Here is a 15,032-nt window from a genome sequence, read left to right as displayed (position 1 = left end):
GTCTTACTCCTTGATTGTGTCGACAGGCGTTGCGACCGCTGCCTGATTGAGGGTGGGGTTGAGGGTAGGGTTGCCAGAAGAGGGAGCGGGGGAGGCGGGCTCGTACTCGCCTGCGGAGAGCTTGCGGCGCAGAATCTTGCCGACCGGCGACTTGGGAATCTCCTTCACGAAGACGTAGTCGCGCGGACGCTTGAAGTTCACGAGGTCCGAGCCGCGGCAGTAGGTATCGAGGGCTTGCGCGTCGATGCTGGCGCGCGGCTTGACGAAGGCGACCACCTTCTGCCCCCAGCGCGGGTCCGGCACGCCGGCCACCGCCACCTCGTCCACCGCCGGATGCAGCGACAGCACCGATTCGATATCGACCGGTGACACATTCTCGCCGCCGCTGATGATCATGTCGTCCACCCGGCCGCTGACGAAGAGGTCGCCCTCGGCATCGAAGTAGCCGGTGTCGCCGGTGAAGTACCACCCGTCGCGCAGCGATCTGGCGTTGGCGTCGTCGCGGTTCCAGTAGCCTTCGAATGCCTCGTCGCCCCGCAGATCGGCGATGATCTGGCCTTCCTCGCCACGCGCGACGAGATCGTCGGGCGAACGGGCATCCAGGCGCACCACGCGCAGGCGCGTGTTGAGGCCGGCACGTCCGGCGCTACCCGGCTTGCGGGTCGCGCGCTGGTCCACGCTGAAGGTGTACACCTCCGACGAGCCGTAGTGGTTCACGAACAGTTCCGGCTCGAAGGCCATCGCGAGGCGGCGCAGCAGGTCGTCGCTCATCGAGGCGCCCGCAAAGCCGAGCTTGGTGGCGCTTCGCACAAGCGTGGCATCGAAGCCGGGATCGGCCAGCAGGTCGTGGTACAGCGTCGGCACCAGATACAAGCAGGTGATCCGGTGGGTGGCGATCTCCCTGAGCGCCAGCCCGGCGTTCCAGCGCCGCACGCAGACGAACAGGCCGTCCACCAGCGCCATGGCCAGCAGCGAACGCACGCCCATGGTGTGGTACAGCGGCATGACGCCGAGGGTGCGCTCCCCGCGCCGATACAGGTTCTGCGCGACGTGCGCCAGCGCCGCGGCGCGCTCCTGACGGTGGCGGCGGGGCACGCCTTTTGGCTTGCCGGTGGTGCCGGAGGTGTAGAGCATGAGCGAGAGGTCGCCCGCCTCGGCCACCGGTCCGCCATGCGACGCTGCGCTGTCCAGCAGCGCAGCGAAGGACATCGAGCCGCCCGCCGCGTCATCCAGCGCAACGCGGGGCACGGCCTGTGCGGCGGGGCTGCCCAGCACCGCATCGGCGCTGACCGGCTCGAATACCAGCGCCTTGACGCCGGCATCCTGCACGCAGTATTCGAGTTCCTCCGGCTTGGCGCGCCAGTTCAGGGGCACCATTACGATCGAGGCAAACTGGCAGGCCCAGTGCAGCGTGGCCATTTCCCAGCGGTTCTGCAGCACAGCCAGCAAGCGGTCGCCCGGCGCCAGGCCGATCTTGCGCAATCCGGACGCGACGCACCGGATGCGCTCGTACCATTGCGCATACGTCAGCATCAGATCGCCGTCGACGATGGCGGGCGTGTGCGGGCTGCGCTCCACGCTTTGCAGGAAGGTGCGGCCCAGATCAAGCATCGCGGGCCTCCTGGCGCGTAGCGCCGCCGATGGCATCCTCGCGCGCGCGCGTATCGGACCCCGCCCCCGACGCCGCCCTGGACGCCGCCACGTCGAGCACCGCCGCCACGATCGGCGTATAGCCGGTACAACGGCACAGGTGGCCGGACAGCATGTCCCGCACCTGCGCCTCGTTGGGTTCCGGCACGCGCGCCAGATAGTCCGCGCACGACATCAGGATGCCGGCAGTGCAGAAGCCGCATTGCAACGCGTGGTGGCGGCGGAAGGCTTCCTGCAGGTCGCCCAGTTCCCCGGCGGGCGCCAGTCCCTCGACGGTATCGATGTCCCGGTCCTCGGCCTGCACCGCCAGCATCAGGCACGAGCGCGCGGCAACGCCGTCGACGCGTACCGTGCATGCGCCGCAGACGCCGTGTTCGCAGCCTACATGCGTGCCCGTAGCACCGAGCTCGTGACGCAGGAAGTCCGACAGCAACTCGCGCGGCTCGCAATGGCCGCTGCGCTTGCGGCCGTTCAGGGTCAGGGTGATGCGGCGCTGCGCGTTGCGCTGCATCACCTCAACGGGCTTGCCGGATGCGGCGCCCTGGATGGTCTTGCTCATTTTGCCTCCTCGATCACACGCTTGCCCAGTTGCCGCACCAGATGCCTGCGGTACTGCGCGCTGATATGGGCGTCGTCTTGCGCGCCCAGTTTCCAACTGAAATCGTTGATGGCCGCCTCCAGATCCTTGCCCCGCAGACGTGGCCAGATCTCCAGCACCGGCCGGTCCGCCACGCCGCCAACGGCCAGCGCGATGGCGTCATCGGTCACGGTGGCCGCGCACGCCACGAGCGCAAAATCGCCGTGGCGCGCGGAGAATTCGGCAAAGCCGTAGCGGGCCCCGGGGCGCCGTAGCGGAAAGCGCACCGCCTCCACCAGCTCGTCGGGCTCGCGTGCCGTCATCAACATGCCCTGGAAGAAACTGGCCGCCGGCAATACGCGGCGCCGCCGCGCGGCGCGCAGCACCACCTCGCCGCCCAGTGCCGTCAGCACCAGCGGCAACTCCGCGCTCGGATCGGCATGCGCCACGGAGCCGCACACCGTGCCCCGGTTGCGAATCTGGAAATGCGAGATGTAAGGGAAGGCCATCGCCAGCAGAGGCACCTCGTCGGTTAGCGTGGCGCGCCATTCGACGCTGGCCTGGGTTGCCGCGGCACCTACCGTCAGGTGACCGCCTTCCACCCGCACCGTGTTCAGCTCGGCGGTGCGCGAGATATCGATGAGCAGTTCGGGCTGCGCGAGGCGCATGTTGAGAACCGCCATCAGCGACTGGCCACCGGCCAGCACGCGCGCGCCCTCGCCACCGCGGGCGAGCGCATCGAGCGCGTGCTGCGTGGATTCCGCGCGCAGGTAATCGAATGCGGATGGTTTCATCGGCGACCTCTCGAGCGGGCAAAAAAGCGGGCAAAAAGGCGGGCAAAAACGTGGGGAAAAAAGCGGGCAACCCCGGCTTGCGGGCGTGCAGGCTTGCCGGCGGCTTGCCGGCCGAGCGACTCGAATAACTGGCGAAGCACCACGTTGGCGGCGCCTTCCAGCATGCGGCCGCCCACGGCCGCGACCTTGCCGGTGACCTCGGCCTCGTAGTCGTAAATGAGGCGCGTGCCGCCGCCATGCGGCACCAGTTCCACGAGGCCCGCGCCGCGCGCGCTGCCCAGCGAAGACATGCCGGCGCCCGCCAGCCGTAATCGGCGCGGGGGATCGAGGTCCGAGAGGGCAATCTCCGCCTCGAAGCGCGCCTTGATCATCCCGACCCCGACGGTGACGTCGGCGCGATAATGGTTCTCGGCCGTACGCTCGAGCGCGTGGCAGCCGGGCACGACCTTGGCCAGTGCTTCCGGGTCCAGCAGCACGGCGAACACGGCTTCGGGCGTTGCGTCGAGCTCCACCGTACGGCGCGCGGTGAGCGCCTTGCCGCCGCCCTTGCCACCGTCCCTGCCACGGTCTTTATGGGAGGCGGGCACGGTGGCGTCGCGCATGGCATCGAGCAATTCGGGGCGCGACGGTGGCGGATCGTCGAAGCCCACCATGGCCATCACTCTGGCCGGGGTCAGCGGCAGCCGGATGTCCTGGACGCCGAGCGCATCCGCTACCGCATTGGCGATGCAGGGTGGCGTGCTCATGTTGTTGCCCTCGCCAAGGCCCTTGGCGCCGAGTGGCGTGAACGGGCTCGGCGTTTCCAGATGAACGATCACCGGATCGGGGACCTCGCAGGTGGTGGGCATCAGGTAGTCGGCCAGCGTGCCGGACTGAAAGCTGCCGTCGGCGCCGTAGCGGAACTCCTCCATCAACGCCGCGCCCAGCCCCTGCGCGAAGGCGCCGCGTATCTGGCCATCGGCCAGCGCCGGATTGAGCAGCGTGCCGGCGTCGTGCGCGGTGACGTAGCGATCGATGCGAACGCGACCCGTGGCGCGGTCGATCTCCACGCCGCACATGTCGAACGCAAAGCCATAGGCGGCCGAGGTGTTGATGCGGTCGTTCTCATCCGGCGCTTCCAGATTTGGCGGCGACCAGAACACCGTTTCTCGCAGGCCCGGCTCTTCTCCCGCCGGCAATTGCTGTGGCGACCAGTGAGGCGCGTTGCTGGCGACACGCGCAAAGGGCAGGGCGACTTCCGGTGCGCCGTGGCGGGCGATGCGGCCGTCGGCGAATTCGACCTCGGTCGGCGTGCAGCCGAACTGCGACGCCGCGATGCGCGCCAGCTTGTCGCGCACGCGCAGCGCGGCCAGATGCACGGTGCCGGCCACCGCGCCGGCGAAGCGGCTCGAGTAATTGCCGGCGGCCACCGACCACGCATCCTTGTGCGTATCGAACTCGACGTTCACCACCACGTCGGCGGGGTTCACGCCAAGCACATCGGCCACGACCTGCGCGCACACGGTCATGTGGCCCTGTCCGGCCGGCGTCGAGGCAATGGTGACCACCACGCCGCCGAGCAGATCGACACTCACCGTGGCGCTGGCGATGGCGCCATTCTTCGGCCCCGCCTTCTTCCGCGCCTCGGCCGGCATGGCGGTGGTGATGTAGCCCATGTTGGAGACGGATGGCTCGACGATGGCGGCAAAGCCGATGCCATACAGCCGCCCCTCGGCGCGCGCGGCGTCGCGGCGGCGTTTCAGCTCATCGTAGCCGCCGTCTGCGAGCGCGCGCGTGAGCGCGAGCTGGTAGTTGCCGGAATCCAGTAACGCCCCCGCCGCCGCGCGATAGGGGAAGGCATCGGCAGCAACGAAGTTGCGGCGATAGACGTCGAGCGGATCGAGGCCGAGCTGCGTTGCGATGCGCTGGACCAGCCGCTCCAGTGCGAAATACACCTGCGGACCGCCAAAGCCCCGCACCAGGCCGGTGGGGGTCTTGTTGGTCATCACCACCCGATTGCGCACCAGCAGGTTGGGGATGTCGTAGGCGCCGGTCAGGCAGCCGTGCATGCGATAGAAGGTCGCGGGCTCCGGCGCGCGCAGGTAGCCACCGCAGTCTTCGATCTGGTCATAGGAGAGCGCGAGGATGCGGCCCTCGGCGTTCACGGCGGCTTCCAGCGTGGACAGCCGCGCGGTGGCGGACGTCGCGGCGCTGAGATGTTCGAGCCGGTCTTCCACCCACTTCACCGGCGCGCCGGCCTTGCGGGACGCCAGGCACATCAGCACCGCGTAGGGAAACACCGCCTGCTTCACGCCGAAGCTCCCGCCGGAATCGCGCGGCGCTTTGTGGCGCAGCCGGTTGGCGGGCACCTTCAGCGCCATCGCCATCACCGCATGCAGCGAGAACGGCCCCATGAAATTGGAGGTGACGTCGTAGCCTTCGTCGCCGGGCAGGAACTCCGCAATGACCACGCCGCATTCGATCGGCGTGCAGGTGTTGCGTGGATAGTGGGCGGTCAGCGTGACCCGGTGGGGGGCCGCTGCGAAGGCGGCTTCGGGCTCGCCGTAGCGGAAGCGGCGATCGCTGACGACATTGGCGCCGACGCCGGGATGCAGGATGGCGGCATCCTCGTCGAGGGCCGATTCGATCGACACCACCGGTGGCAGCACGCGGTATGTCACGCGCACGAGGTCGAGCGCGTCTTCGGCCAGGGCGCGGCTTTCGGCTACGACCACGGCCACTGGCTCGCCCACATAGCGCACGCGGTCCATGGCCAGCGCCCATTGCTCCATGGGGGCTTTCACCGCGACCACGAAGGGACGCGACCACGCTACGAGATCCGCGCCGGTCAGCACGGCGTGGACGCCCGGCGCGTCGAGCGCGGCGGTGGCATCGATGCGGCCGAGTTCGGCGTGCGCATGCGGGGAACGCACGATGGCGGCGTGCAGGGTGCCGGGCTTCACGCCCAGATCGTCCCCGTATCGGCCACGGCCTGTGAGGATCGCGGCGTCCTCGAGCCGCTTCATCGGTTGGCCCACATACGGTTGGCCCCGATGCCGCTGGCGCGAGACCGCCGCCGTTGTCTCCTGTGCCTTGCTGGTCATGTCGCCAGCATCTTTGATTCTCATGCCTGTCTCCGGTCTGTCCGCAGGATCCGGCAGACGAATCCGCCGTTCCTGCAGCCGTGAACAGGAGCTTAGTGAGAATCTGATATTAGTTATAATATTGTTTTTTGATCAGGTCCATCATTGGAACTGATGGGATGGCCGGCATGGACCTCAAGCAGATTCAGTACTTCATCGCGCTGTTCGAAGACGGCTCGGTCACCCGCGCGGCCAAGCGGCTCAATATCGTGCAGCCGGCCCTGAGCATGCAGATCGCCAAGCTGGAGGAAGAGTTCGGCCAGAAACTGTTCGATCGCATTCCGCACGGGATGGTCCCCACCGCGGCCGGCCGCATGATGTACCGGCTGTTCCTGCCGATCACGCGGGACGTCGCCAATGCGCGGCAGCAACTGATGCAACGGGAAGAGCAGGCCGCCGGCACCATCTCCATTGGCATGGTGGCCTCGGAAACCGAAAGCGTGCTGGTGGGATCGCTGGCGCGCTTCAACGCGCGCTATCCAAACATGGAGGTATCCGTCGCGGACGGTTTCAGCGCCACGCTGATCGACCTGGTCTCCGCCGGCCAGCTCGATGCGGCGGTGGTACATAAACCCCGTGGCAAGCTCTCCCTCCACGTGCAAACGTTGCACGACGAGGAGATGGTGCTGGTCACCAGCGCCGAGCATGGCGTGGACCTGCCGCCTGCGGTCGAGCTCGCCAGGCTGCCTGGACTGGAACTCGTGTTGCCCACCAAACGGCATGGCCTGCGCGGCGTGCTGGACGCCGCAACGCAGATCGAAGATGTCACGCTGCAGCCAAAATTCGAGATCGACATCCTCGGCACCATCGTCCAGTTCGTCGAGGCCACGCGCTTCGCCACAGTGTTGCCGCGCATCGTCGTGCAGCGGGCGGTGGCTGAGGGCAGGTTGCGCATGTACCCGATTCTGGCACCGCGCATCGTGCGCCATCTGGTGTGCGTCAGCCATCCGCTGCGCCCGCTGAGCACGGCGGCAGAGGCGCTGATCGACATCGTGGCGGAGGAGATCCGGAGGGTGTCGGGGACGTCAGGATTTGCCGACAACTCCGGCACGTGAGATGCCGGTGGCCATGCGCACGGCTGCGGGGCGCGCGGCGGTCGATCGCCGGCAACAGGCAATCGACCGCGCCGGACCTGGCGGGCCGGCTTTCGGTAAGATCCGAATCAGGTCGTGGCCGGCCAAACGTTCGGCGTACGTCCGTTGTTCACTGCCGCGGCCTGCAGTGCCTTCAGATCCTCCTTCATCATGCCGTTTTCATAGGCGCTGCTCTTTACCTTGGCGTCGTTCAGCAACGCATCAAAGTTTTCCGACAGCACGTTGGGCAGGGCGGTGTCAAGGTGGTCGAACAGGCCCGTCTTCCGCTCGAAGTTGCCCTCGGCGTTCCTCTTCGCGCCCGAATACAGTTCGTGGGTGGCGCTAATCGAGTTCTCGTTGCGCGAGATTAGCGCATCGCTGCCCATGATGAAGCGCTTGGGGAACTCCCGGATCAGCGCCGCCATTTGCTGGATGCGCGCACTACGTGCTGCTTCATCGGCCGCCTTGAGCGTGGGGTCGGTCTCCGCCGAGTGCGGTGAGTAATTTTCCGCGACCACATCCCACGACATGTCGATGTTGTAATTCGGATACCGGGTCAGCAGTTCGCGCAGCTTTGCAACGTGATTTTCCCCAGGGCGAGCAAACTTGCCGATGCCGCCCATATGAGCATGCACGATCGTGGTATCTGGATGTCGCGCCACCAGATCCTCGATGCCTCGGAAGTATTCGCCCTGGCCCGCGGCCCCGCTCCGGATGGCCGCTTCGGCGTCGCTCGAGTCGCAGTGCAGGACCACCGGCATGCCTGAGCGCGCCGCAAACTTGAGGATGTCGTTGATCGGCGCGTTTTCGGAGAAGTCCGGCTGATAGTCGAGGTTCTGCTTATCCACGAACTCCTTATGCATGGTGATCTCCCCGATGATGTGGAACGTATCGGGATACTCTTTCTTGAGCCGCAACATTGAAGTCACGGCGTTGGCATCGCCAAGGTTGATGCCGGTGATCGCGGGGAAGATTCGGGGTGCGATCTGTTCATGCGCAGGCTTCCCCAGGTCCGAAAGACGAATCTCCTGGTACGCCTTGCCGACCTGCCAGTCCACGCTGGTGTTGTAGTGCTGGCGGCCGATCGCGGTAATCTGATCGAACGCTTCGCCGGTCATCGGTGCGCCGTTACGGTAGGCTTCAGGCATGTAGTAGGTCTGCCGCTCGGCGCTCGGCGCATTCGCGGGCAGGCTCGTGTGCCCGGGCGTGATCGGGTGTTCATCGTTGCCGCAGCAACCCGCCGCTACCGCGTTGCCTTGAATGATCACGGACGGGATCGGCGCCCATACGAATTTGTCGACGCCAGCCTTGTCGAACAACGCGATCTGCTCGCGTGCGTTCTCAGCGAGCGTCAGTGTCATGTCCACGATTTGCGTGGCGGCATAGCCGGGGCCGATCGAGTGGTTGTGGATGTCATGCATCATCGTCTGGGTGCCACGGTTCGGCAGGACGATCCCCTCCGGTCCGGGAGGCACGCTGGGAATGCGGTTGCGAATGCGACGCAGCGGGCGCTGTTCGCGCGGCGCGGGCTGGTTGGCGCTAGGTACGCCATCGAGAAATGCGTTGCTGGCACGCTGCGACGCGCGGCCGCCATTGGCGGTACCACCGGCATTCGGCGCGCCGTTCCCCTGGCTCGCGAAAGACAATTCAGTCTGGGCACTACGGTCGATTCTCATCATCGTGTTCTCATCAGGTGCGGCATGGTTGAGGCGGGAGTTTCATTGCGCGTGGCAGGCGACCCTCGAAAGCGGGTGTGGCACCGCGCTGGCTAAAAGCGTATGGCAGCGGGACATCGCGCGCGGACCGATACCGAACGCAATGCGCCAATACCGAATCTCGCAGCCATGGCTGCAAGCTTTCCCCGACCATGAGAGCATATCGGTCTCCATCATCAGACGAAGGACCACGAAATGACCACCCATCCGGAAAAAGCGATCCTCGCCGGCGGCTGCTTTTGGGGTATGCAGGACCTGATCCGCCGTTACCCGGGCGTGATCTCGACGCGCGTGGGCTATAGCGGTGGCGACGTTCCGAATGCCACCTACCGTAATCACGGCACGCATGCCGAGGCGATCGAGATTCTGTTCGACCCGGACAAGATCAGCTTCCGTCAGATCCTGGAGTTCTTTTTCCAGATCCACGATCCGAGCACGCTGAATCGCCAGGGCAACGATCGCGGCCTGAGCTATCGGTCGGCAATCTTCTATACGAGCGACGAGCAGAAGACGATCGCCGAACAGACCATCCGGGACGTCGATGCGTCAGGTCTGTGGCCGGGCAAGGTGGTGACCGAACTTGCGCCCGCTGGCCCGTTCTGGGAAGCCGAGCCGGAGCACCAGGATTATCTGGAACGGATTCCCAACGGCTACACCTGCCACTTTGTGCGCAAGGAATGGCGTTTGCCCACGGCCGTGAAGCCGGCAGCGTGACGCGGTTCCCGCGCTTCCGTCAGAGCAGGTCGACAGCGGCGAGCACCGACGCGGCCACGGCGAACATCAGGCCGGGCAATCCAAAGCGCTCATAGACGATGCCAAACTTCTCCTTGCGTTTGGCACCTGGGAACCTCGCGCTGAGACCGCTTTCCTCGATGATCGACAATGGCTCGGCCACATGGCGGAATGCCTTGGCCTTGAAACGCTTGTAGTACTGCAGCACGAAGTCGAGGTCACTATAGATGCGCCATTTTTCGTTGTAGCGCACGTCGCAGACGCGAAATGCCATGGCCTGGTGGCAAGCGTGGATCACCCCCGCGCGAAGACGGTGCAGCGGTGCAGCGGGTTCCAGTCCGCGTGGGCTGATGTTGTCGCCGTAGATGACCCAGGTGCCGCCCTGTTCGCCGGCGGTACGCGCAATGGTCGAGAGGGCTTCCGGGCCGGCGAAGCAGTCGCCGGAGTTCATGAAGACGACCCATTCGCCGGTCACGCGGTTCAGCCCCTTGTTCATCGCCGCATAGATGCCATCGTCGGGCTCGCTGACAAAGACGTCGATCTCTTTGGCGCGACCCAGGGCAAGCTCGACGGATCCGTCCGTCGATCCGCCATCGATCACGACATATTGCAGCGCGCACACGTCGGTGTGCTGCTGCACCACGCTGTCCATGGTCCGTTGCAGACCATCGCGATTGTTGTAGTTGATGGTGACAACTGAAATCATCAGGGTCATTACCGGCTCCCATGTCGGTGATGTAATCGACCCGGATGACGGCAATGATCGATGCAAAGCCGCTGCGTGTTGTTGTTGCCTTCGTGCACTGATCACGCGCATGTCAGCTTGACATCAATCACAGGCGGCTTATGTGGGGAACCGCACGTATCCAGCCCTCCCACACATCGCCGAGCCGCCTGCCGCGACCGCTCCGCATGGATCGCCGATAGCCCTCACATACGATAGCGCACTGTCCCCATCACGCTGCGCGGTGCACCGGGCAGGTTCAGGTTGGGACTCGACCCATGCCCGGAGACGATGTAGCCTTGGTTGAACAGGTTATACACGTTTAGCTGGGCCTCGAACTTGCCGCGCCGGTACCAGGCGACCATGTCGGCGGTGACATAGCCCGGCAGCGTCACGGTATTGGCCGGATCGGCCTGCCGAGCGCCCACCAGGTTCAGGCCCCCGCCCAGGCCGAACCCGTGGCCCAGGTCCTTCGTGATCCAGACATTGCCGGAATGGCGCGGCGTCAGCGTGGCCTGCTTGCCTTGCAGCGCGGGTGTCGACTGAGTGACCAAGGCATCCAGATAGGCATAGCCCGCCAGCATGCGCCAGCCGCCCCCGAGCTGCGCGGCGCCGCTCAGCTCAAGCCCGTCGGTGCGCTGCTCGCCGATGGGGATCAGCGCGGTGCCGGTGGCGTTGGCAACCTTGATGTTGGTGCGTTCGATACGGAACAGCGACACCGTGGTGCTGGCCTTGCCGTCGAGGAAGTCATACTTGGCGCCCACCTCGGTATTGCGGGTGGTCTCCGGCGCCAGCTGGGCGTTGTTCGCGGCCAGCGAGAAGGCTTCGCCAGATGGCTGAAACGATCGGCTCCACGACAGGTAATACGACTGTTGCTTCGACGGCTGCCAGACCAGGCCGGCGCGCGGGCTCCAGGCGTTGTCCGTGCGGGCCAGGTTTGGCTGGCCCGGCAGGCGCTGGATGGTCTCCTGCTCGAAGCGATCGTAGCGCACGCCCACCAGCGCCTTCCATTGCTCAGAGAACTGGATCATGTCCTGCGTGTAGAGCCCCAGCGTCTTGAAGACGCCCAGGTTGCTTGTGGCGGGGGTGCCGCCGACGAGGCGCGGCAGCGTGGGAAGTACAGGATTGAACAGGTCAACCGACGCCACGTTGGCGCGCGAATAATTGACCAGATCCTTATTCTGCTGGCCCACTTCCACGCCGTACAGCAGTTCATGCTTCATGCCGAGGAATTGCGCCTTCTGGGTCAGGTCGGTCTGGTTGAACCAGCCGCGTTCCTCGCGGTAGACGTTGCCGTGCGTCAGCGATGCCCGCAGCGTGGACTCGTTGACCGAGCCCACCAGCGTGTTGTTCCGCTCCAGCGAGTAGTGGTAGTAGCGGGTGGCATTGCGGATCGACCAGTTTTCGTCGAAGCGATGGTTCACGGTTGCCGTACCCGAGTACACGCGACTCTGGCTGTAATCCGAATCGCGGGCGTTGGCGGCGCCGTAGTACGTGGACGGGTCCACCGCCACCGGCCGACCCTTGTAAGCCGGAATGCCGAAGTCCGTCACACGCCGGTCTTGCAGATAGTCGGCCTGCAGCAATACCGTCGTCTGCGGCGCCAGGCGCAGCTCCAGCGACGGCGCCACGGCCGTGCGGTTCAAGAACTGCTGCGAGCGATAGCTGTTGGCTTCCTCGTGTGCAGCGGTAATGCGGAAGGCCGCGGCGCCGTCGGCAAACACGCGTCCGACATCGCCTTCGACGCGGCGGTCGGCCCACATGCCATAGCTCAGCGCGAAGTCCGTCACGTCGAGTCCGGGCTTCTTGGTCACGCGGTTGATCAGTCCTCCCGAGGAACCCCGGCCATACAGCACGGCGGCCGGACCCTTAATGACCTCGACGCGATCGACGTTGGACAAATCGCGGAAGTACAGCGCGTCGTCGCGGATGCCATCGACGAATTGATCGGCAATCGCCGAAAAGCCACGAATCGATACCTGGTCGCGCTGGCCGTCGCCCGAGGAGAAGCTCACGCCCGGCACATTCTTCAGCACGTCCTGCATCGAGGTGGCGTGCTGGTCCTGCATCACCTCGGCTGTCACAACGTTGACGGTCTGCGGAATATCGCGCAGCGGGGCCTCGGTTTTGGTGGCGCTGATCGCGTTGGGCGGGTTATACCCCGCGCCCAGTTCCTTGCTGACATCTGCCTTGACGGTGACCGGTGGCAGGCTTTGGGGCGCCGGCGGCTCCTGGGCTTGCACCAGGCCGACAAGAAGGACAGGACAAGCTGCCAGCGACCGGGCAACATGGTGAGTGTGAAGATAACGGCTCATTTCCCTGGTGTAATGCGTTGTAATAATTGAAATTGAGAGCGATTATCATTTGCAACGATCCTAACGGTCAATGTGATTAGTCCGCAGTAATGCCACGCGTCGCGCCTGCGCAACTTGCGTCGGGATGGGAAAGCTAAGGAGTGGGTAGTGATGGGCGGGACGGTGAACGCGATTCACGGCTTAGCGCGACGCCCCCCAGGGGGTACGTCGCGCCGGCCAAAGCCGGTAGCTTGATCGCGTCGTCAATCCGACGACGCGCACTACGCACGCCTGGCCTTGGACGTCCCGAGCAGGTGCTGCTGGATGGCGGCGGACTGGGACTCGGGCGCCGCCATCGAATCCAGTAGCGGACTGAACTGCGACTGTCCGCCGGCGCGGCGCAGATAAACGATCAGGTACTTCGCGACCTCCAGCGCACGCGTGCGGCCGTGACGCCAATAGGCTCGTGCGGCTCAAAGCAGTGAGAGGGACGCGCCGAATACGATGAGGACGACTCCCGCAGCAAGGTGAGATTGCAGAATGCTGCGCCGTCCTGGGTAACCATAAGGGACTGGTGGGGAGAATCGCGAGCTGACCGGTAGGCGCAACAGCCAAGTGCGCCATGTGTCTGTGACCGAGAAAAGTCCGATGGTAAGGGAGCCAAGCTGGAACAGCCGAATCGGACTGATGTTGATCGAGATCTCGAACACGTGAGCCAGGACGAGGACAAATACGCCAAGTATCAAGAGTGCACACAGGATACGGTGGAGTAGGGTTAGGCCCTTCTTGAGCCACGATGGCGCACCGCTGTCGCCTTTGGGAGGAGTGTCCATTTCATTCTTGCAAGGCTGTTCGGCAGCTCCGGAACTCTGCCAGGCCCCTGTGGCGTGCGTTGACAACAAGGTCAAATATCGCAGCGACATTTCTAGGCCCGCGCTTCGACTCCTAGCTTCCGGTCAGAAACGCGCCTAGTGCGCGCGCTGCGGAGAGAGGCTAACAGAAGGGTTTTCTGAAAAGAAGCGCTATGAAGAGGGGTGTTGGTCGCCGCATACGGATTCGTTGGGCACCCTTCAACGCTCTGCTGGGCGTAGTGCAATCCCCCCAACGTCGGGAACCCAACCGCCCCCAAGCAATGCTAAGTTGAATCCCTTCACCGGAGCCCCAATGCGGAAGCTATTCCTTCTCGCCGCCATGCTGCTGGCAGCTGGATCTGTTCATGCCGCGACGAAGTGCCGCAACAGCAAGCTGATCCTGTACACGCAGGAAGCGGTTTGCCCAGCGGGCTATACGCTCGTCAGTGGGGATGTGTTGGGTAACGTTTCTATTATCGGAAAGAGCCCGGAGATTCTGGTGCAGGAGAGTGCCGCGCGAGACAGGCGACGGGCTGAGCAGGAGCAAAAGCGGTTTGAAGAGTCGAACGTCGTGACGACCGAGACCGTTACGGTGTGGAACCGCCCCGCGAGCGATGGCAAGAGCGCACTGTGTAGCGGGCTAGCGGATGAAGCGACTCGGTTGGAGGCGCAGATGCGACAAAACTCGACTGACTGGCTGAGAGAGCGGCATCGCGAAGTCCGCAACCAGCAATACCGAAATCGCTGCTAGTTTCGTGGCGGAACAAGTTCCGGCGGCACAAAGGTTGATTACATCGCCAGCACCGGCTGTTGGCTGTGTCGCTTGTTGAACTCTGACAACCAGACCGTTCGTTCAACGCGTACGCAGCCAGCTGAGGTTCGCAAACGCTGTTACTTCGCGCTTGCTACGCAAGCACGCTTTCGCACCGGAGAACCTGTTGAAGATGTCTTCGTGCGCCGAGTATGAACTCGAACCACTACGCGTTCTATAGGTTCCTGCCCAGCTCAATAGCGCGTCGAACGACTGCTGGCTTCCACCGCGCCGCACTCCGCGGCTCTTGATATTGGCAACGCATTCGGCTTCATCGATGCATAGCCAGACGAGCGCCGTTGCGTTCGACACAACCTCACCCACAAGCCATCCGTAGATGCCCTCGATAACCCAGCTATCTGAGGCCGCCGCGCGTCTGGCGAGTGCGATGGCATCGTCTCGGTTACGCGCGACGTCGTACCCGCCTGGCTCCCAGTGAATCGCGTCGAGATCGACCCATTGGGCGTTGAGTTGACTGGCAAGGCGCTCGGCCAGCCAGCTCTTTCCCGAGCCCGAATTTCCGATGACGATCGTCTTTGTCAGATTCATGTCCTGGGTATGGGAACTTCATAAATATCTGAGGCGCGTGCGCAGGCTGCGTCGGTCTTGGTGCCGGTCACCGGGTAGCTCTGCGGACTATGAAAACGCAAAGTCGCCGGTAGCGCTCATGCACGTCCTTGACGATCAGA

11 protein-coding genes are annotated in these 15,032 nt (G+C 64.6%); 3 read left to right on the top strand and 8 right to left on the bottom strand.

The window, feature by feature from the left end; genetic code table 11:
• Window positions 1-3: 3 nt before the first annotated feature.
• From KHP16_RS14155 to KHP16_RS14140, 4 genes are read right to left on the bottom strand one after another with little or no spacing between them, the layout of a single operon-like run.
• Window positions 4-1,611: an AMP-binding protein gene (locus KHP16_RS14155; RefSeq protein WP_115954680.1), complete on the bottom strand. Its 1,608-nt coding sequence runs from the start codon at window positions 1,609-1,611 to the stop codon at window positions 4-6.
• The gene (locus KHP16_RS14150) at window positions 1,604-2,209 is read right to left on the bottom strand and encodes a (2Fe-2S)-binding protein (protein ID WP_211960460.1); all 606 of its coding nucleotides are present in this window, start codon (window positions 2,207-2,209) and stop codon (window positions 1,604-1,606) included. The genes KHP16_RS14155 and KHP16_RS14150 overlap by 8 nt, the downstream gene beginning before the upstream one ends.
• Complete coding sequence (locus tag KHP16_RS14145) at window positions 2,206-3,021, bottom strand: FAD binding domain-containing protein (RefSeq protein ID WP_211960459.1); 816 nt, start codon at window positions 3,019-3,021, stop codon at window positions 2,206-2,208. The genes KHP16_RS14150 and KHP16_RS14145 overlap by 4 nt, the downstream gene beginning before the upstream one ends.
• A complete protein-coding gene (locus tag KHP16_RS14140) occupies window positions 3,018-6,128 on the bottom strand; it encodes a xanthine dehydrogenase family protein molybdopterin-binding subunit (protein ID WP_211960458.1) in 3,111 nt (1,036 codons plus the stop codon). Before KHP16_RS14140 ends, KHP16_RS14145 begins: the two co-directional genes overlap by 4 nt.
• Before the next feature lie 143 nt (window positions 6,129-6,271).
• On the opposite strand from KHP16_RS14140, the gene KHP16_RS14135 reads away from it, so the two are divergent.
• Window positions 6,272-7,198: a LysR family transcriptional regulator gene (locus KHP16_RS14135; RefSeq protein ID WP_121492692.1), complete on the top strand. Its 927-nt coding sequence runs from the start codon at window positions 6,272-6,274 to the stop codon at window positions 7,196-7,198.
• Between the two features lie 107 nt (window positions 7,199-7,305).
• Here the strand turns inward: KHP16_RS14135 and KHP16_RS14130 are convergent, their stop codons facing one another.
• Window positions 7,306-8,895: an amidohydrolase family protein gene (locus tag KHP16_RS14130; protein ID WP_115954672.1), complete on the bottom strand. Its 1,590-nt coding sequence runs from the start codon at window positions 8,893-8,895 to the stop codon at window positions 7,306-7,308.
• 231 nt (window positions 8,896-9,126) lie between these two features.
• Here KHP16_RS14130 and msrA point away from each other — a divergent pair, with 231 nt between their 5' ends.
• Window positions 9,127-9,645 carry a peptide-methionine (S)-S-oxide reductase MsrA gene (msrA, locus tag KHP16_RS14125; RefSeq protein WP_109584271.1) on the top strand — a complete coding sequence of 173 codons (519 nt, stop codon included), beginning with the start codon at window positions 9,127-9,129 and terminating at the stop codon, window positions 9,643-9,645.
• Window positions 9,646-9,664: 19 nt separating this feature from the next.
• Here the strand turns inward: msrA and KHP16_RS14120 are convergent, their stop codons facing one another.
• Together KHP16_RS14120 and KHP16_RS14115 are read right to left on the bottom strand one after the other, a co-directional pair.
• Entirely contained in the window at window positions 9,665-10,378 is a 714-nt protein-coding gene (locus KHP16_RS14120; protein WP_211960456.1) for a glycosyltransferase, read from the bottom strand.
• A 215-nt stretch (window positions 10,379-10,593) separates the two neighbouring features.
• Window positions 10,594-12,702 carry a TonB-dependent receptor gene (locus tag KHP16_RS14115; RefSeq protein ID WP_179594371.1) on the bottom strand — a complete coding sequence of 703 codons (2,109 nt, stop codon included), beginning with the start codon at window positions 12,700-12,702 and terminating at the stop codon, window positions 10,594-10,596.
• A gap of 1,143 nt (window positions 12,703-13,845) precedes the next feature.
• Between KHP16_RS14115 and KHP16_RS14110 the strand changes: the two genes are divergently transcribed.
• A complete protein-coding gene (locus KHP16_RS14110) occupies window positions 13,846-14,283 on the top strand; it encodes a hypothetical protein (protein ID WP_115954657.1) in 438 nt (145 codons plus the stop codon).
• Window positions 14,284-14,385: 102 nt separating this feature from the next.
• Here the strand turns inward: KHP16_RS14110 and KHP16_RS14105 are convergent, their stop codons facing one another.
• Window positions 14,386-14,892, bottom strand: coding sequence for a P-loop NTPase family protein (locus tag KHP16_RS14105; RefSeq protein WP_211960455.1), 507 nt, complete (start codon window positions 14,890-14,892; stop codon window positions 14,386-14,388).
• Window positions 14,893-15,032 lie beyond the last annotated feature (140 nt).

The organism is Cupriavidus plantarum (assembly GCF_905397285.1).
Lineage (GTDB): Bacteria > Pseudomonadota > Gammaproteobacteria > Burkholderiales > Burkholderiaceae > Cupriavidus > Cupriavidus plantarum.
This window is presented reverse-complemented; position numbering and strand designations above follow the sequence as displayed.

Coding starts and splice junctions, on each gene's coding strand:
- KHP16_RS14110 (WP_115954657.1), top strand. CDS start 13,846: ATGCGGAAGCTATTCCTTCTCGCCGCCATGCTGCTGGCAGCTGGATCT.
- KHP16_RS14115 (WP_179594371.1), bottom strand. CDS start 12,702: ATGAGCCGTTATCTTCACACTCACCATGTTGCCCGGTCGCTGGCAGCT.
- KHP16_RS14145 (WP_211960459.1), bottom strand. CDS start 3,021: ATGAAACCATCCGCATTCGATTACCTGCGCGCGGAATCCACGCAGCAC.
- KHP16_RS14140 (WP_211960458.1), bottom strand. CDS start 6,128: ATGAGAATCAAAGATGCTGGCGACATGACCAGCAAGGCACAGGAGACA.
- msrA (WP_109584271.1), top strand. CDS start 9,127: ATGACCACCCATCCGGAAAAAGCGATCCTCGCCGGCGGCTGCTTTTGG.
- KHP16_RS14155 (WP_115954680.1), bottom strand. CDS start 1,611: ATGCTTGATCTGGGCCGCACCTTCCTGCAAAGCGTGGAGCGCAGCCCG.
- KHP16_RS14150 (WP_211960460.1), bottom strand. CDS start 2,209: ATGAGCAAGACCATCCAGGGCGCCGCATCCGGCAAGCCCGTTGAGGTG.
- KHP16_RS14120 (WP_211960456.1), bottom strand. CDS start 10,378: ATGACCCTGATGATTTCAGTTGTCACCATCAACTACAACAATCGCGAT.
- KHP16_RS14130 (WP_115954672.1), bottom strand. CDS start 8,895: ATGATGAGAATCGACCGTAGTGCCCAGACTGAATTGTCTTTCGCGAGC.
- KHP16_RS14105 (WP_211960455.1), bottom strand. CDS start 14,892: ATGAATCTGACAAAGACGATCGTCATCGGAAATTCGGGCTCGGGAAAG.
- KHP16_RS14135 (WP_121492692.1), top strand. CDS start 6,272: ATGGACCTCAAGCAGATTCAGTACTTCATCGCGCTGTTCGAAGACGGC.